The following is an 18008-nucleotide window of genomic DNA, read 5'->3' on the forward strand; positions in this document are numbered from 1 at the left end:
AGCCCGGTGGGCCGCTGGTCAGTAGACATCGAACGCGTCCACGTCGAGGTTGGCGCTGGTCAGACCCCGGGCGGTGCCGTCGAAGAACACCGACCAGGCGTTCCCGGCGACGTACAGGACGTCCTCGTCCTGCACCGTGCCCAGCCCGGTCACCGTCGTGTCGGCGGCGAAGGAGAGGTGCAGCCTGGTGGCGTCGACCCGGTCGAGCCCGTCCGCGTTCGCCGCGCCGGGAACGCCGTGGGTGGTGGCGTCCCAGTCGCGGGCATAGGCCGTGCCGTTCCAGCTGTAGACGTCGGCGTCGTCCGCCGTACCCGTGACGCCCGGCGGGTTGGTGTTGCCGAGGGTCGAGAAGTACAGCGTCGACCCGTCCACGCTGATCGCGTCGAGGTCCAGGTTCGCCGCCGTCAGCCCGTGGGCCGTCCCGTCGAAGTACAGCTGCCACGAGCCGGCGTTCCACAGCACCACGTCCTCGTCCTGCACGCTGCCCAGGCCGGGCAGGGACGTGTTGTCGGCGAAGGACAGGTAGAAGTGGGTGCCGTCGGTGCGGCTGAGCCCGTCGACGTTCGCGCCCGCCGGCACCGAGTACGGCGCGAGCGACAGATCGACCGCCCGGCTGTGAGCAGTGCCGCTCCAGGCGTAGAGGTCGCTGTCGTCGGCCGTCCCGGCCACGCCCGGCGGGTTGCTGTTGCCGAACGTGGAGTACCAGAGCGGGTGGCGCACGACCAGGTCGGTGCTGCCGGCGGTGCTCCAGTTGCCGGCGCCGTCACGCACCCGCACCTTGAGCGTCGCCGTGCCCTCCGGCAGGGACGCCACGTCCACGGTGGCGGTCGCGGTGTAACCCGGGCCGCTCCCGGTGACCGTCATCGACGTGCCCTTCCCCACGCCCGGGTCGGTGCCGCGCCACCACTCGGCCGCGGTGATCCCCGAGCTCGGCGTGCCGCCGTCGGTGCCGGTCGCGGTGAGGGTCACCGTGGCCTCCCCCGCTGTCGGGTTGGGGCTGGCGGTGACCGCCGAGACAGCCGGCTTGGTCTTGTCGACCACGAGCGTCCCTGTTGCCATCGGGCCCCAGTTGCCGGCGGCGTCCCGGGCGTGCACCGAGATCGTGTGCGCGCCGTTGGACATGGCCGCGACCGTGCTGAGCGGGATGTCGAAGTACCCACCCTCGGTCGTGGTCGTGAAGGTCCCGTTGCTCGGCGTGAGCCGGATCCCCGAGCCGGTGGCACCGACGGTGTCGATGAACCCCTCGGCCGCGGCGATCGGGCTGTTCACGCCGCCCGACAGCGGGTCGCTCATGGTCGGGACCGCCACCCGGACGCCCGGCACCGAGGAGCTGAACGGCAGGGTGCCGTTGTTCGGCGACGGGCTGACCGTGATTCCGGAGGTGCTGGGGCCGGTCTCGTCGACCGTGAGGTTGACGGTCACGGAGTCGCCCCAGTTGCCCTGGCTGTCCTGGGCGTGGAGGTAGATCGCGTGCGCCCCCTCGGAGAGTCCGTCGAGCGTGCTGGTCGGGATGGTGGCCGAGAGGGCCGCGACCGTCGCCGCCTGGTCGACGGACATCGCGTTGCCGCTGCCGTCGACGCCGGCGCTGTCGATGAAGTACTCGCCCGCGGTCACGTTGTTGCCGCCCGACGTGCTGTCGTCGCCGGTGGCGGTGAGGGCAACGGGCTGGGTGTTCGTGCCCTTCACCAGGTTGGGCGTGAGCAGGGGTGCGGTCGTCGTCGGACCGCCCTGGTCGGCGCCGCTGACGAGCGCTGTGGTCCACGGACCCCAGGTGCCGCCGGCGTCCTGCGCTCGGAGGTAGTAGACGTGGTCGCCGCCCGGCACGCTCACCGGCGCGGTGGCGTCCTCGAGCGGTGAGTCGTACGCGCCGTCCCCGGCGTCGAGGGTGATGGTCGCACCGCCCACGGCGTCGAGGTGCGCCTCGACGGCCTGGATGTTCGATCCGCCGTGCTCGCCGCGGTCGTCCGCGGTCGCAGTCAGCGCCCCGCCCGCGACGGCGGCACCGCTGAGCGCGGGCCCGGTCGTGTCGGTGGGCGAGGGGTTGCCGGGCACGACGACCGAGGTGAGCATGCCGCCGACGGCGCGCGTGGTGCCGTTGTGCAGCGTCATGCTCGCGTCGTGGACGACGAGCTCGGTGTCCACGGTGGCGGCGGCCGGCACGTGCACCAGGGTGTCGAGCGTCTGTCCCGGGCCGACGGTCTCGGCGACCTGGTGGTGCGCCTCGGACAGCGGGGCGCCGTCGACGGCGATCACCGCCTGGTCGGCGCCGAGCACCGCCATCGAGTGGTAGGACATGCCGGCGTTGACGTAGCGCAGCAGCTCGGTGCTGTCGGGCGTCGCGGTGATCGCCTGCGTGTCCGGGTAGGCCCGCCCGTTGACGGTGAAGTAGCGGGGAGCGAACTTGCGCATGTCGAACGCCGCCGGGTTCGCCGACCCGTTGAGGGCGGGGTCGAGCTCCCCGAGGAGCAGCACCTGGTCGGCGTCGTACGCCGTCGCGGCGTCGCCGTACGCCTGGCCGGTCGCCGCGGGCTGCACGACGAGGGCGCCGTACAGGCCCATCGCGCTCTGGTGCTGGGCGCCGGGGATCGGTGCGGCCTCGTAGAGGTAGGTGCCCGGGTTCTCGGCGGTGAAGGTGTAGGTCCGGGTGCCACCGGCGGCGACGCCGGTCAGGTCCGGCACCATCGGCTGGCCCTGGACGAACAGGCCGGTGGGCTCCCCCACCCCGTTGTGCAGGGTGATGGTCACCTGGTCGCCCACCCCCACCGTGAGGGTGGGACCACCCGGCCGGCCCACGGCGCCGGCGGTGGAGTCGTAGCCCCACACCGTCATCGTCTGGCCGCCGGGCAGCGTGGTGGTCCCGGCGCCGGCGTACAGGTCGAAGGAGGGTGTGGCCGCGTCGGCCGGGGGCGTCGCCCACCAGCCGGTCACGGCCAGCACGGTGGCGCCGGTCGCCAGGACCGCCGTCAGGCGCGTCGCGCCCCGTCGCAGGGCATCACGAGTCAGCATCGCTGGTCCGCCTCTCTCATCCGCACTGGTTGGGCTCGGGCGGATCGATCCGCATGTACGTGATCGGGCCGGTCATCGTGGCGCCCCACGAGGTGATCTGGTAGAGGGCGTGGTTGTGCGAGATGATGTAGTACTCCCCGCACTCGTTGAGCGATGCCGTCCCGGTCGGAAGGGTCTGCTGGGTCCCCAGGTAGGGACTGCCGCCGTAGAAGGTGCCGATCACGGAGTTGGCCAGGTTGGGCACCTCCACCGGCACCGGGTTGGCCGGGCTGTAGTCCTCGGCGTCCTTCCAGCCGAAGAGCACGTCCCAGGTCTGCCCGGGCCCGATGTTGATCGCGAACTTCTCCATCGACAGGTCCGCTCCCCCGGCGGCGGCCAGCGGGTGCCCGTCCCGGCCGATCACCACGCCGTTGTTGCCGTGCGGGTGGAAGGGGTAGTCCTCGGACCCCACGTTGAGGTAGCGGGCCAGCCCGGGCAGCGGGTGCGAGGCCCCCATCTCCTGGACCTGGGCCAGGGAGCCGTAGGGCTGGGCCGGCAGCCACGAAGCCTCGTTGTCGGCGATGCTGTCGGGGAAGCCCCGGCCGTTGATCAGCCAGTAGCGCGGGTGGTAGCTCGCGGGGTTGAAGTTCTTGCCCTGCTCGATCGCCCGGTGCTGGTAGGGGTCGATCTCCGAGAGCAGGACCAGGAACTCCTCGTTCGGCGTGAACTGGCTGTCGTCGCGGTCGTAGACGTGGTCCGCGCCGGCCGTCGGCCGCACCACGAGCGCCCCGAACAGGCCCATCCGCACCTGCGTCTCCGGGTCCGTGCCGGATTCGTAGAGGAAGGTGCCGGCGTGGTCGGCGGTGAACGTGTAGGTCACCGTGCCTCCGTCCGCCGCAGCCGTGTCGGTCAGCGAGGTGATCCGGCCGGTGCCGTCGCGCTCGGGCCGCGCGGGCAGGCCGTCGGCCTGGACGCCGTGCTGGCCGGGGAAGTCGACGGAGACCGGCACCTGCAGCGTGTTGTGCAGGACCACGGTCACCTCGTCGCCCTCGTTCACGCAGAGCACGGGGCCGGGGTGCTGGAAGTCGTCGAAGCCGCTGGAGTAGCCCCACATGAAGGCGGTGTTGCCGTCGGGGAGGCTGATGTAGCCGGTGCGGGTGGTCAGGTCGAAGACCGGGTGGGTGGCGTCGCCGCCGCCCCCGTGCGTGCAGACCAGGCCCACCTTCGGCGGCGGGTCGGCCGCCGCGGCCGGCCCGGGGCCGTTGATGGCGACCGCCGTCAACGGCGTGAGCAGCATCAGCGCCAGGGCCGTGGCCCGGCGCACCGGTGTCGTGGTGGCGCGCATCGTCAGATCCCCCAGTCGTTCGGGTAGGCCTGGGCGCCGACGCTCCCGGGCGGGTAGACGCGGATCTCGGTGGTCTGCCCGCCGTAGCCGCCGGAGGCGAGGTTGGCCGACCGGGTGTAGCTGCGGTTGTAGAGCAGGTAGGTGTCGAACGGGTCCGAGCCGCTGTGGGGCGGTGCCGTGACGATGACGTCGTAGCTCTCACCGGGGCCGATGTTCAGCGTCTCGGTGGTGTACGACGTGTCCGCGCCCGTGCGGCCGCGCATCGGCGTCGCGTCGCGGCCGACCACCTTCATCGGGAGGCCGGTCGTGGTCATCGCGGCCTCGCGGAAGCCGAGGTTCGCGAATCGCAGGGCCACCCGCTCGCCGGCGTTGCAGTTCACCAGCGACGAGATCGGCTGGTACTGCAGGTGCGGGAACGTCTCGACGACCTCGTTCGTCACCGGGTCCCTGCGCACCGGCGCGACCAGGTCGCCGTCACCGGCGCGCTCCGGGTGGAACGGGTCGACCGACCCGTTCGGCGCGATCGTGTCGGGGTAGACGCGACCGTTGAGCAGGCTGAAGTCGGGGCGGTAGTCGGTCCACTCCGGCAGCTGGATGTGCGCGTCGGCCCAGTGCGCCTCGGCCCAGACCTCGGAGAGGAACATCGAGAACTCACGGTCGAACCCCGTCGACCCGTCGCCGTCGTTGTAGAGGTACTGGCCGCTCGGGTAGAGCGTGGTGTTGCCGTCCTGGAGCGGCCGCACGAACACCATGCCGGTCATGCCCATGTGCACGTGCTCCACGTCCTCGACGTGGCAGTGGTACATGTACGTGCCGGGGTCCCGCGGCCGGTAGACGTAGGTGAACTCACGTCCCGCCGGCACCGACACCGACCCGGTCGGCTCGCCGTCGAAGAACGGGATCACGTTGCGGAAGCCGTGCCAGTGCAGGGTGTGCGCGTCGAACAGGTCCGGCCGCAGGGCGAGCCCGAGGTTGGTCAGCGTGACCGTGAAGTCCCGGGGCACCGCTGGGTCGTACTGCGGCACCCAGAACAGGGGCGCCGAGTGCTGCGCCTTGTTCTTCTGCGCCAGCCGCTGCGTCTGGTCGAGCCCCGTGAGGTTGCGGAACCCGAAGATGTAGGTCGTGAACGGGTCCGGCGCCAGCACGTCCGGGTGGAACGGCGGGATCTCCGGCGTCGGCGGCAGGTACATCCAGCCGTCCGTGCCGCCGAGGTAGAGGTCGGCCGGGCCGGTGGCGGACCGGGCCTCCTCGGGGGCCAGCCAGCCGCCGGCCCAGGCGCCCACGCCGGTGGCGAGGGCCGTGCCGCCGGCCAGCTGGAGGAACCGTCGGCGGTCGAAGCCGCGTCCCTGGATGGAGTCGCTCATGGCTTGCTCGCTCCTCTCGATGCGCGCGGCATCACGGGACGTCGAAGGCATCGACGTCGAGGTTGTCGGTGGTCAGGCCGTGGGCGGTGCCGTCGAAGCGGACCGACCAGGTGCCGGAGGTGCCGTCGGTGCGCTGGACGACGTCCTCGTCCTGCACCGTGCCGACGTTCGGGAGGGTCGTGGTGGCCCCCTTGAAGGACACGACCCACGTGGTGCCGACCAGGTCCAGGCCGTCCACGTCGGCGCCACCCGGCACGCCGTTCGCCGTGGCGTCCCAGAGCCGCACGGTCGAGGCTCCGTCGTACCGGTAGACGTCCGAGTCGTCCGCCGTGCCGCCCACCCCGGTCGGGTTGGTCGCTGCGTCGGTCGAGTAGTAGAGCGTCGTCCCGGCGACGGTGAAGGCGTCGACGTCCTGCCCGGTCTGGCCGAGGCCGTTCGCGGAGCCGTCGAAGAACAGCTGCCACGAACCGGCGTTCCAGAACACGACGTCCTCGTCGGCCACGGTCCCGAGACCCGGCACCGTCGCGTTCGCACCGAACGAGAGGTAGAAGTGGTCGGCGTCGACCCGGGTGAAGCCATCCACGTTGGCACCGGCCGGCAGGGCGTAGGGCGCGGCGGACAGGTCCAGCTGTCGGGTGTAGTAGGTGCCGTCCCAGCCGTAGAGGTCGGCGTTGTCGGCCGTCCCGGAGACGCCCGGCGGGTTGCTGTTGCCGAGGGTCGACAGGTAGAGCGTGACCGGACCGGGCGGCGGGGGCGGCGGAGGCGGCGGCGGGCTGCCGGGCGCCACGACTGCGATCGCGTCGAGGTCCTGGGTGTCGTTGGTCAGGCCCTGCGCGGTGCCGTCGAAGTAGACCGACCACGTCGTGCCGGCGTACGCCGCGACGTCCTCGTCCTGGACGTTTCCGAGCCCGGTCAGCGAGGTGTTGCCCTCGGCGAACGAGACCAGCAGGTGCGTCGCGTCGGTCCACACCAGGCCGTCCATGTTGGACCCGGCCCCGGTGGGCACGCCGTGGGTGGTGGCGTCCCAGGCCCGGGTCGTGGTGTTGGCCACGGTGTCGTAGGCGTAGACGTCGGCGTTGTCACCGTTGGTGAGCGGTGTCGGCGCGGTGTCGAGGCCCGTCGAGTAGTACAGCGTGGAACCCGCGACGGTGATCGCGTCGACGTCCTGGCCGAAGCCGCCGAGGCCGTGGGTGCTGCCGTCGAACCACAGGGACCAGCTCGTGCCGTTCCACTTGACGACGTCCTCGTCGGCCACCGTGAGGGCGCCGAGCGTGGTGTCGCCACTGAACGACGCGTAGAACTGCGTGCCGTCGATCGGCGAGAAGCCGTCGATGTTGGCGCCGCCCGGCACGTTGTACGGCGCGGCCGACATGTCGATCCGCCGCCCGAGGGCAGAGCCGTCCCACGAGTAGACGTCCGCGTCGTCGAGGTTGGGCAGCGTGCCCACGGCGCCGTTGCCGGCCGTCGAGAAGAGCAGCACGTCCTGCTGCGGCGTTGGCGGCGGCGGCGCGCTGCCGAACTCGTCCGACCCGGCGTCGATGCCGCCGAGGGCCGGGCGCACCTCGTCGTCGATGTCCAGCGCCGGGGAGCTGACCCCGCCGCTCGAGGCCAGGCCCAGGTTGCAGGCCGGGGAGGTCGGGCAGTCGGAGAGGTGGTAGTCCCCGAGGTCACCGATCGGACCCTGCACCGCGACCAGCGTGGCGTCGACGAACGAGGGGTTCTGCCGCCAGCTGGCGAAGGTGACGCCGACGTCGTACGACGAGACCACCTGCGGGTTCGCGCTGCTGTTGCTGGGGTCCTGGGTGTACGGGTGCTGCGCGGGGTCCTGCTGCACGACGGAGCCGACCGGGTCGAGCTGGCCGGAGCCGTCGAGCAGGCCGAGGTCCCAGTGGTCCACCGGGCCCGCGTCGCCGGGCGAGCCGAGACCGGTGACGGTCAGGCCCGCGCGGGTGCCGGCGCGGTTGTCCCAGAAGATGTTGTCGAGCAGCACGGGCTTGCTGAACAGGGGGGAACCCGCCGGCAGGGTGGCCTGCAGCTGGTCGCTGTTCGCCCCCGAGGACAGGCCGGCGGGGGCCGGCTGGCCGTCGGAGGTGACGGCGGTGGCCGTGGTGAGGTTCTTCATCACGGTGTTGTTCACGATGCGCACGTTGGGTGCGTCGTCGAGGCTGATGCCGCCGCCCTCGTGGGTGGAGACGTTGTTGGCGATCGTGTTGTCGACCACGTCCATCTGCGCCGCCCCGGCCATCAGGAACCGGATGCCGCCGCCGTCGTCGTTCGACAGGTTGGCCTGGACCAGGTTGCTGCGGATGGTCACCGCACCGGTGCCGTCGGAGAGGTTGTCCGGGTTCGCCGGGAGCGCACCGGCGATCATCACGCCGCCGCCCTCGTCGTTCGCCTCGTTGAAGACGATCCGGTTGTGGTGGATCGAGCCGCCCGGGCTGCGGCCGTAGACCGAGAGGCCGCCGCCGTACTCGAGCGTGTAGTTGCCGCAGATGTCGTTGTGGTCGACCTCGTAGCCGTCCGCACCGGCGAAGATCCCGATGCCGCCGGCGAGGTTGGTGCCGGCGTTGGTCACGATCCGGTTGTTGGCGATCCGCACGTTCTCGTTGTGCTGGTTGGTCTCGGTGCCCTGGAGGTCCGGGGTGCCGATCCGGACGGTGCCGTAGGCGCCGCCGTTGTTCTCGACCACGTTGTTGGTGATCTGCAGGTGGCGCGCGAAGGCGTTGGCGAAGATCGCGCCGCCCTGCGTGCTGACGTTCGGCGGGAGCCCCGTGGGCGTGCCGGTGACGTCGTTGATGTTGCCGGGGAAGCCGCGCTGGTCGCCGCCGCGCAGGTCGAGTCCGTCGATGCTGGCCTTGAAGCCGCTGGTGAACTGGCGCGCCCGACCGGCCTGGGTGGTGGCGTTCTCCGAGGCGAGCACGTAGATGCCCTCGCCGTCGTTGACGTCCTGGTTGCCGTCCCAGGTCAGGGTGCCGAGCTTGGTGTACCAGTCGGTGGCGAGCTGGGTGTCACCACCGAAGCCCTGCGCGTCGAGGATCGAGCCGGCGACGTAGTCGCTGCCCTGGAAGCCGCCCGGGCCCACGCCCTGGAGCTTGACCGGCGAGGCCATGATCAGGTTCTCGTAGTAGGCGCCACGCGGGTTCGCCTGCGTCTGGGCGCCGGGGTAGACCACGACCAGGTCGTCGGCGTTGCTGGCCAGCGACGCGTCGAGCGCGGCCTGGATGGTGCCGTACTGGCGCCCGGGGCCGACCTCGCGCACGGTGGGCTGGTAACCCGTGCCGAGCACGTGGAAGGTCAGGCCGTTCGTCGTCTGCTCACCGTTCGCACCCACGACCTCGAGCTGGTGCGGGCCGACCGCGGTCCCAGCGGGGACCTGCACGTCGAGGTGCGTGTCGCTCCACGTGGTCACGGGCAGGTCCTTGCCGTCGAGCGTGACGTGGCCCGCGGTGGTGCCGAAGCCCGTGCCGTCGAGGCCGAAGCTGCCACTCCCGTTGACGTACGGCGTGGTCACCGCGAGGAGCTGCGGCGTGGTCCCGCCGACCGGGCAGGTGATCGTGTCGAGCTGGCCGGTGCCCGGCTGCCCGATCGCGGTGCCGACCTGGGTCGGCGCGAGGTCGGTCGGGATGGTCACGCCCGGCATCGCCTCGAACTCCGTGCCGATCACGCGGTAGCGCGGGTTGTAGTTCGGGTTGAGGTGCCCCGGCACGCCGGGGTCGTTGCCGACGAAGCGGTACATCCCGGCACACACGCCGGACGGCGTGGGGCAGCTGATGTGGTCGGTCGAGGGAAGCAGCACGTCGTAGAAGCCGTTGTAGTCCGACTCGACCGTGGTGACCAGACGGTTGGCGAAGTCGTAGATGCCGATCGGGACGAACGGCACGCCGGCCTTCTCGCCGTACGCCGTGGACTTGATGTCCCCGGAGAACTTGACGTCGTCGATGATCAGGCCGCGCAGCCGGCTGGGCAGCGGCACCTGCGTGAACAGGTTGAACATCGGGACGACGGACTTGCCGTTGTTGAGCTCGACCAGCTTGGTGTCGCACAGGGGCTTCGCGCGTCCCTCGTAGGGCGAGCCGCCGATGTCGAGGAAGGTCGCGTTGTCGACCGGGGTCGAGGGCGGCACGGTCACGCCGCTGGGCGCGCCGTTGGTGCCGTCACCGACCAGGGCCGGGTAGCCGTCGGTCTGGTCGCCGGCGAGGTCGACCGTGTGCAGCGCACCCGCGCACGCCGGCGGCGGGACCTGCGGGACGATCTGGTTCCCGTTGGCGATGTTGATGTCCTCCTCGGAGGTCACCTGGTACTCCGGGTTGCCGGTCAGGTCGTCGGGGATCTTCACCCGCACCAGGTAGTCCGCCGCCCCGAGCGTGGTGAAGGTGCCACCCACGCACTGCGGGCTCGCCGGGTCGGAGGCGTCGAGCGTGCCGTCGAAGCAACCGTCGCCGAAGCCGTAGTTGCCGTTGACGGTGGCACCGAACGACGCGTCCGGAGTGCCCTGGTCGGCCGGGTAGGTGCCGAATTGGACGCTCTGCGAGAACGCCGGCAGGCACTTGCCGTCGGTCTCCTGGTCGACGGCGAGCACGTCCTCGTCGACGCCGTGCACCAGCGGCACGCCGTCGAGGTCGCGCGCCGTGCACCCGGTCGGGGTCTGCCAGCTCTCCGAGACGTAGGTGTTGAGCAGCTTGCCGGTCTTGTAGGACCCGTCGGCCTCGAGCTGGTAGCGGCCGTCGGCGTCGCACACCTGGGTGGCGGGGTCGGTGCAGTCGACCGTCGAGTAGAGCTCCACCGGGATGTCGGGCACGCCCGGCTGCCAGTCCTCGGCCGCGGCGTACTGCGGGTCGAGCTCGTTGCGCGTGGTGTCGTAGCTCAGCGAGCCCACGATGCCGCCGTTGCGGGGATCGACGCCGTTGGTGCCGTTGGCGTCGTAGGCGTGGACGCCCCACTCGACCTTGCCGCCGAGCCCGATGATGTTGAGCGTGCTGATGTCGACGCCGGCGCCCTTGATCGTCGTCGGCTGCGGCTGGTTGTCGGCCTGGTAGGTGACCCCGGTCGTGTAGAAGCTGTCGCTGTAGGCCTCCATCACGGTGTAGCCGAACTCGCCGAGCGGGTAGCCCTGGAACGAGTAGTGGCCCGTCGCGTCGGTGGTCGCGCTGGTCTGGCCACGGTCCATGAGCGAGTTGTCGCGCTTGCGCAGGGTGAGCGTGAAGTTCGGGACGCCGTTCTCCCCCGGGTCCCGCACGCCGTTGCGGTTGCTGTCGTTGAAGACGCTGCCGGTGAACTCGGTCCACCAGCCGGTCATCGGGAGCATGCCGAGGTCGACGACCTCACCGTTGGCGACGCTCACGTTGCGCAGGGCGAGCAGCTCGTTCTGCGCCTCGTCCCACCAGGTCAGCAGGTAGTCGCCGGCGGGCACGCCGCTGATGTCGAAGCGCCCGTCGGAGCCGGCCCGGCCGGTCCACACGGCCTGGTCGCCGTCCTGGAGGTCGTTGAGCGAGAGCCAGGCGTCGGGCACGGGGCGGTCGATCCTGGAGCCGGTGAACCCGTTGTAGAGGTCGAAGTAGCCACCCTTCGGGGGCACGTAGTGCAGGGTCTTCATCACCCGGCCGGTGATGTGGCCCGTCGCGGTCCCCGTGACCGGCTGCCCGTCCTTGAGCGGCGCGGCGAACCCGAACAGCGGGGTGGGCACGGCCTCACCCGCGAGGTTGAACTCGGTGTCGTAGCCGGTGGAGCCCTCCATCACCCAGCTGTCCCAGTCGTGGTTGCCCTCGAGCGTCGTGGTCTGGATCCACTGCTGGCCGTCCGGCGGCGTGACGTACTGCGTGTAGCGGTTGGTGCCCATGTGCGGGAACGTGACGACGCCGTCCGCGTCGCTGAGGCAGGTGCCGCCGATCGTGTCGACCACCGGCAGTCCCTCGGCATCGAGAGCGCTGTTCGGGATCTCGTGGGTGGTGGCGTTCTCACCGACGTACGTCGTGCACAGCGGGTTGCCGTACACGTCGGTCGTGACCTCGCCGAGGATGTCGTTGAGGTGGCCCTGGAAGCCCGCGAGCGGGCGGTCGCCGGCGTCGTAGGCGCCGTTGGTGGGCGCGCGGTCCTCGAAGACCTGGCCCTTGACGGTCGCGTCCGGGAGCGGCATCGGCTGCAGCTCGACCGGGACCGGCGCGTCGCCCAGCGGCATCGCGAAGTGCGCGCCATCAAGCTTGTAGCCGTCGGCGAGGACGGAGATCAGGTACTTCCCGTTGGGGAGGTCGAGTCCGGCGGCGAGGGTGTCCTGGTCGCCCTGGGCCACGATCGGCGCCTCGTCGGGCGCGGCGTTGATGGAGGTCCACTCGCACGACGAGGGGTAGGACGGCTGGCCGGCAGGCGCGACGTACGACGGGGAGCACTTCCCGGTGGCCTGGTGCTGTGCGGTGCCGCCGGTGTCGTCGACGTTGACGATGAACCGGTACTGGTTCACCGCGTCGCCCTCGGTGACGCCCGCGCCGCCGAAGGCCCGCGGCTCGGTGCGCGCGCTGGTCACCTCCAGCGTCAGGGTGTTGGTGGCCGCCGCTGCCGGCGTCACCGCCCCCGTGGCGACCAGCGCAGTCAGCGCTGCTGCCACCACGGCCAGCACGGTCGCGATCACGGTCGTCGACGTCGTCCGCTTGGTCTGCATCGGGATCCCCTTCCGGCCGGGGCACACCGTGGTGCCCCGCCGGTACCGTCCTCCCGCCCCCGGACCCCGCGAAAGGTTCATGACGGCCTTGTCATGCCCCCGTCATCTCCCCCGCCGAGGTGGGAGAAATGGTCACGCGAGGTGGGAGAAATGGCGGCGCGAGGTGGGAGAAATGGCGACCGGAGGTGGCCTGAAGCCTCCGGGTCAGACGCCGACCGGTACGTCGTCGGTGTCCACGCGGGGCAGCCGCACCTCGAAGCGGGCGCCGTGACCGGCGCCCGGTGCGACGACCGCGTCGCCGCCGAAGGCGCGGGCCGTGGCCCGGGTCATCGCCAGGCCGAGACCGCTGCCCATGGGCCCGTTGGGAGGGCGCCGGTGCCAGAACCTGTCGAACACCCGCTCGCGGTCCCCCGTGGCCACCCCCGGCCCCTCGTCGGTGACCACGATCGTGGCCGTGGTCGGCGAGACCTCGAGGCGGATCTCGATCTGCTCGCCCTCGCGCGTGTGGTGCACGGCGTTCTCGACCACCGCGTCCACGGCGAGCGCCAGCCACACGGGGTCCGCGGCGACGACGGCGTCCTGCGGCGCGTCGAGCACCCACCGCCGGCCCGGCACCGCTGACCAGTTGCCGCCCACCTCCAGCAGGAAGGCGGCAGCGTCGAGGTGCCGGCTCGGGAGCGCGGCGCCGGAGTCGAGCTGGGCCAGCGCGAGCAGGCGGTTGGACAGCACCGTCATCCGGTCGAGCTGGCGGACGGCGACCCCGAGGTCCTCACGCATCGAGGGCAGGTCGGGGTCCTCGACCGCGAGCTCGAGGTGCCCGCGCGCGATCGTCACCGGAGTGCGGATCGCGTGGCTGGTGTCGCGGAAGAACTGGCGCTCGCGCTCCAGCAACGCCTGCTGCACCTCCGCCATCTCCTCGAGGGCGCTGATCGCGGCGGCCCGGCGCCGGGCGTGCCACACCATCGCCACGAGGAGCATCGGCATCAGCGGCACCTCCGCGAGCTCGGTCCCCTCGATGACACCGGCACGGGCATCCACGATCATCATCGTGCCGGTGACGAGGGTGACCGCCACGACCACGGCCACGGCGGCTGGCAGGGGCCAGACCCGGAACCCGTAGACGAGGATGATGCTCAGGAACAGCAGGTGGTACGGGATCGTCGCCCAGTCCGGCGAGTAGCGCATGAGCGCGAGCATGGCGAGGCAGAAGGTGAACAGGGCGGCATCGATCCAGGGGCCGGCCTGCGGCCCTGCCGACCGGGCCCTGCGACGTACCTTGATCCCCCGAGTGGACCGAGGCTCAGCCGCTCTGAAGCTGGTAGCCGACATTGCGGACGGTCCTGATGACGTCACAGCGCAGCTTGTGGCGGAGCCGCGCCACGCACACGTCGACCACGTTGGTCGCCGGGTCGAAGGCGTAGCCCCAGACCTCGGCGAGCAGCTCCTCGCGCGAGCACACGTGGTCGGCCCGCTGCATCAGGTGCCGGAGGAGCAGGTACTCGCGCTGCGTCAGCTGCTCCGACCGCCCATCGACCGTGAGCTCGCGCGTGTGCACGTCAAGGGCGACTGCGCCCACGCGCAGGACCTCACGGACCGGGGCGTCGTGCTCGCCGGCGTCGGCGAGACGTGCGGCCACGCGCGCCAGCAGCTCGCGGATCGCGAACGGCTTGCCGAGGAAGTCCACGGCCCCCGCCTCGAGCAGCTCGACCCGCGCCCCGACGTCCGACTCGGCCGAGAGCACGAGGATCCGGCTGTGGGTGTGGACGGCGCGCAGCGCGCCGAGCACGTGCCTCCCGTCGACGCCCGGCATCACGAGGTCGAGGATGACCAGGTCGGGCGGGTGGTTCAGGGCCAGGCCCAGGCCCACCGCCCCGTCGGTCGCCGTGGTGACCTCGTGCCCCTCGGCCTGCAGGGCGCGCGCGACGAAGCGCAGCATCTCCGGCTCGTCGTCGATGACCAGGATCGTTGCCATGCGGTCGCACCCCCTTGTGTCCGCCCCCCGGTCATACCGTGCAGCGAACAGGCTTCGAGTGTCGCTCTGCACGGGGAAGTCCGCCACCCCCAATTCGGGGGAACCGTCTAGGCCATGGGTACTAGCGTGTCTGGACCAGCCACCCGTTCCGACGTATCAGGCCGGTTCGGACGTCAGACCGTCGAGGCGCCGCATCGCGGTGGTGGTGAGCACCAGCTCGCCGGCGGCGTCGGAGGCGTCGAGGTGGGCGAGCGCCTCGATCACCCAGTCGTGGTGGCCCACGGGGTCGGCAAGGGTCTGCACGACCCGCCAGGTCCGTGGCGGGACGTCGTCGTGCGGTGACTCGTCGACGACCAGCAGCCGCGGGCCGCGCGCGTCAGCGTCGGTGCCGATCGACGGGTGCTCGTCGTAGTAGGCCTCCAGCGCCTCGTCCCACGCCTCGCGGGTCATCGTGACCTCCAGCGGGGGCTCGGCACGTGCGGCGTTCTCGCGCTCGAGCGCGGCGAGCGCGTCGACGTCGTCGCGGGCAGCGAGCTGCACCCGCCGGAAGACCGCGTTGCGCACCATCACGCGGAACGCCCGCGCCTGGCCCGTCACGGGTCGCGGCGGGGGCGGCGGCTCGTGGTGGGCGACGTCCGCCCGGACGTGCGCGGGGTCGCTGAGCGCCTCCCACTCGTCGAGCAGCGAGGAGTCGGTCTGCCGGACGGTCTCCCCCAGCCACTCCACGAGGTCGTCGAGCTCCGGAGGCTGGTGCCGCTCGGGCACCGAGTGGCGCAGCGCGCGATACGCGTCGGTCAGGTAGCGCAGCACCAGGCCCTCCGACCGAGCCAGCTGGTAGCGGCCGACGACCTCGGTGAAGGTCATCCCCTGCTCGTACATCTCCCGCACCACCGACTTGGGCTGGAGCCCGTCCTCCGGCAGCCAGGGATGGCTGCCGCGGTAGATCTCGTACGTCGCCTCCAGCAGCTCGCCGAGCGGCTGCGGCCAGGTCACGTCCTCGATCAGCCGCATCCGCTCCTCGTACTCGACACCGTCGGCCTTGAGCTCGCCGATCAGCTCGCCGCGGGCCGCGTGCTGCTGGGCCAGCAGCAGCGGCCGCGGCCCCTCGAGCACCGCCTCCACGACCGAGACCACGTCGAGGGCGTACGTCGGCTCCTCCGGGTCGAGGACGTCGAAGGCCGCCAGCGCGAAGTGCGACAGCGGCTGGTTGAGGGCGAAGTCCTCGGGCAGGTCGACCGTCAGCACGTAGCGGCGGCCGTGCTCGTCGGGCTCGTCGAGCCGGGTGAGGATGCCGGAGCGCTGCAGGCTGCGCGCCAGCCGGAGGGCCCGCCGCGCGAGCCGGAGCTGTTCGCGCCGTTGCTCGTGGTTGTCGGTGAGCAGGCGCCGCAGCACCGGGAACGCGTCCTCCTCGCGCGCGACGACGTTGATCAGCATCGCGTTGTCGACCTTCATCCGCGACGCCAGCGGCTCTGGCCGCCCCGCGACCAGCTTGTCAAAGGTCTGCTCGGTCCAGACGACCGTGCCCTCGGGCGGCTTGCGCAGCTGCGCCTTCGAGGCCTTGCGGCCGGCCGCCCGGCGCTCCTCCGCCTTGGCCTTGGCCTTCTCGTTCTCGATCACGTGCTCGGGTGCCTGCACGACGACGTACCCGGCGGTGTCGAAGCCGGCCCGCCCGGCGCGGCCCGCGATCTGGAGGAACTCGCGGGTGCGGAGCACGCGCTGCCGGTGGCCGTCGAACTTGGCGAGCCCGCTGAAGAGCACGGTCCGGATCGGCACGTTGATGCCGACCCCGAGGGTGTCGGTCCCGCAGATCACCCGCAGCCGCCCCTCCTGCGCCAGCTGCTCGACCAGGCGCCGGTAGCGCGGCAGCATCCCCGCGTGGTGGACGCCGATCCCCCGCTTCAGCAGCTTGGAGAGCGTGGCGCCGAAGCCGCGGCCGAACCGCACCCCGGCGAGACGCTCGGTCATCCCCTCGGGCTTGGGAACCCAGCCGGCGTTGAGCAGCGAGGTCCCGTGCTCGACGGCGGCGGCCTGCGTGAAGTGCACGACGTACACCGGCCCCTGGCCGGTGGTCACGAGCTCCTCGAGGGTCTCGGCCAGCGGCGTCATCGCCCAGGTGAAGCTCAACGGGACCGGCCGGTCGGCCTGGTCGACCACCGCCGTCTCCCGGCCGGTACGACGCGAGAGGTCGTCCGCGATGGCCGTCATGTCGCCGAGGGTCGCCGACATCAGGACGAACTGCGCGCGCGGGAGCTCGAGCAACGGCACCTGCCACGCCCAGCCCCGGTCCGGCTCGCCGTAGAAGTGGAACTCGTCCATCACCACGAGCCCCACGTCGGCCGCGGCGCCCTCGCGCAGGGCGATGTTGGCCAGCACCTCGGCGGTGCAGCAGATCACGGGCGCGTCGGCGTTGACCGACGCGTCACCGGTGAGCATGCCGACGTTGTCGGTGCCGAGCTGCTCGCACAGCGCGAAGAACTTCTCGTTGACCAGGGCCTTGATCGGCGCGGTGTAGAAGCTGACCCGGTCGGTCGCCAGCGCGGCGACGTGCGCGGCCAGGGCCACCAGCGACTTGCCGGACCCGGTCGGCGTGGCCAGCACCACGTTGGCACCGCCCAAGAGCTCGATCACCGCCTCCTCCTGGTGCGGGTAGAGCGTGAGGCCCTGCTCCTGCGCCCAGGTGGTCACCGCGTCGTAGACGGCGTCCGGGTCACCTCCGGCCGGGACGGCCAGCGTCCCCCCGCCGCTCACCCGCGGGCCCGGGGATGGGCGGTGGCGAAGACCTCGCGCAGGTTGTCGACGGTGACCAGCGTGTAGACCTGCGTGGTCGTGACGGAGGCGTGGCCGAGCAGCTCCTGCACCACCCGCACGTCGGCGCCGCCATCGAGCAGGTGGGTGGCGAAGGAGTGGCGCAGCGTGTGCGGCGAGACGTCGCGGGTGACGCCGGCCCGCTCAGCGGCGCGCACCAGGACCGACCACGCCGACTGCCGTGAGAGGCGCCCGCCCCGGGCGTTGAGGAACAGGGCGGGGGTGCCCCGCCCGGCCGCGACCAGCTCGGTACGGCCCCGCACGAGGTAGGCCTCCACCGCCTCGAGCGCGTAGCGGCCGACCGGCACCAGGCGCTCCTTGCCGCCCTTGCCGCGCAGCAGGACGGTGCCCTCCACGACGTCGAGGTCGTCGACGTCGAGGCCCACCGCCTCCGAGATCCGCGCACCGGTCCCGTAGAGCACCTCCAGCAGGGCCCGGTCGCGCAGGGCCAGCGTGGTGCCGGCCGCCCCGGCCGCCTCGAGGATGGCCTCCACGTCCGCGAGCGGGAGCGCCTTGGGCAGCCGCTTCGCCGGTGAGGGCGGCTTCACGGCCGCAGCCGGGTCGGCCGCCGCCAGCCCGTCGGCCACCGCGAACTTGTGGAAGCCCCGCACCGCGACCACCGTGCGCGCCGCCGAGGTCGCGCTCAGGGCCGGGTGGTCGGGTCCGCCCTCGCGCAGGCTGACCAGGAAGGACGTCACCGTCGCCTCCGTGACGGCGTCGAGGTCGTCGATGCCCTGCGCCGCGAGGAACTCCTGGTAGCGGCGCAGGTCGCGCCGGTAGGAGACCAACGTGTTCGCCGCCAGCCCACGCTCGACCGTCAGGTGGTCGAGGTAGGTGCGCACCGCGCGGGTCAGCCCCCCGACGCTCGACCCGGCTTCCGTCACG

The 18008-nt window shown here is 71.8% G+C and carries 8 protein-coding genes; all 8 read right to left on the reverse strand.

Translation table 11 applies throughout. From position 1 onward, the window contains the following. Nucleotides 1–18 precede the first annotated feature (18 nt). The 8 genes from ACFPGP_RS10660 to xerD all read right to left on the reverse strand — a co-directional run bounded on the left by ACFPGP_RS10660 (nucleotide 19) and on the right by xerD (nucleotide 18007). Nucleotides 19–3006, reverse strand: a complete 2988-nt coding sequence (locus tag ACFPGP_RS10660; protein ID WP_378589907.1) for a multicopper oxidase domain-containing protein — start codon at nucleotides 3004–3006, stop codon at nucleotides 19–21. A 16-nt stretch (nucleotides 3007–3022) separates the two neighbouring features. Continuing rightward, nucleotides 3023–4330, reverse strand: a complete 1308-nt coding sequence (locus ACFPGP_RS10665) for a multicopper oxidase domain-containing protein (RefSeq protein ID WP_378589908.1) — start codon at nucleotides 4328–4330, stop codon at nucleotides 3023–3025. A 2-nt stretch (nucleotides 4331–4332) separates the two neighbouring features. Next, complete coding sequence (locus ACFPGP_RS10670) at nucleotides 4333–5694, reverse strand: multicopper oxidase domain-containing protein (protein ID WP_378589910.1); 1362 nt, start codon at nucleotides 5692–5694, stop codon at nucleotides 4333–4335. A gap of 31 nt (nucleotides 5695–5725) precedes the next feature. Continuing rightward, nucleotides 5726–12346: an SdrD B-like domain-containing protein gene (locus ACFPGP_RS10675; protein WP_378589911.1), complete on the reverse strand. Its 6621-nt coding sequence runs from the start codon at nucleotides 12344–12346 to the stop codon at nucleotides 5726–5728. Between the two features lie 204 nt (nucleotides 12347–12550). Beyond that, nucleotides 12551–13531: a sensor histidine kinase gene (locus ACFPGP_RS10680; protein WP_378589913.1), complete on the reverse strand. Its 981-nt coding sequence runs from the start codon at nucleotides 13529–13531 to the stop codon at nucleotides 12551–12553. Nucleotides 13532–13646: 115 nt separating this feature from the next. Further along, nucleotides 13647–14318, reverse strand: a complete 672-nt coding sequence (locus tag ACFPGP_RS10685; RefSeq protein ID WP_378589914.1) for a response regulator transcription factor — start codon at nucleotides 14316–14318, stop codon at nucleotides 13647–13649. A 156-nt stretch (nucleotides 14319–14474) separates the two neighbouring features. Beyond that, nucleotides 14475–17066, reverse strand: coding sequence for a DEAD/DEAH box helicase (locus ACFPGP_RS10690; RefSeq protein WP_378589916.1), 2592 nt, complete (start codon nucleotides 17064–17066; stop codon nucleotides 14475–14477). Beyond that, the gene (xerD, locus tag ACFPGP_RS10695; protein WP_378589917.1) at nucleotides 17063–18007 is read right to left on the reverse strand and encodes a site-specific tyrosine recombinase XerD; all 945 of its coding nucleotides are present in this window, start codon (nucleotides 18005–18007) and stop codon (nucleotides 17063–17065) included. Before xerD ends, ACFPGP_RS10690 begins: the two co-directional genes overlap by 4 nt. Nucleotide 18008 lies beyond the last annotated feature (1 nt).

Origin of the sequence: Nocardioides taihuensis, assembly GCF_042657275.1 — a bacterium.
GTDB classification, from domain to species: Bacteria; Actinomycetota; Actinomycetes; order Propionibacteriales; family Nocardioidaceae; genus Nocardioides; species Nocardioides taihuensis.

What these genes read in the sequence shown, in the direction of transcription:
- ACFPGP_RS10660 (WP_378589907.1), bottom strand. Translation starts at nt 3,006, where the DNA reads ATGCTGACTCGTGATGCCCTGCGACGGGGCGCGACGCGCCTGACGGCG.
- ACFPGP_RS10665 (WP_378589908.1), bottom strand. Translation starts at nt 4,330, where the DNA reads ATGCGCGCCACCACGACACCGGTGCGCCGGGCCACGGCCCTGGCGCTG.
- ACFPGP_RS10670 (WP_378589910.1), bottom strand. Translation starts at nt 5,694, where the DNA reads ATGAGCGACTCCATCCAGGGACGCGGCTTCGACCGCCGACGGTTCCTC.
- ACFPGP_RS10675 (WP_378589911.1), bottom strand. Translation starts at nt 12,346, where the DNA reads ATGCAGACCAAGCGGACGACGTCGACGACCGTGATCGCGACCGTGCTG.
- ACFPGP_RS10680 (WP_378589913.1), bottom strand. Translation starts at nt 13,531, where the DNA reads ATGCGCTACTCGCCGGACTGGGCGACGATCCCGTACCACCTGCTGTTC.
- ACFPGP_RS10685 (WP_378589914.1), bottom strand. Translation starts at nt 14,318, where the DNA reads ATGGCAACGATCCTGGTCATCGACGACGAGCCGGAGATGCTGCGCTTC.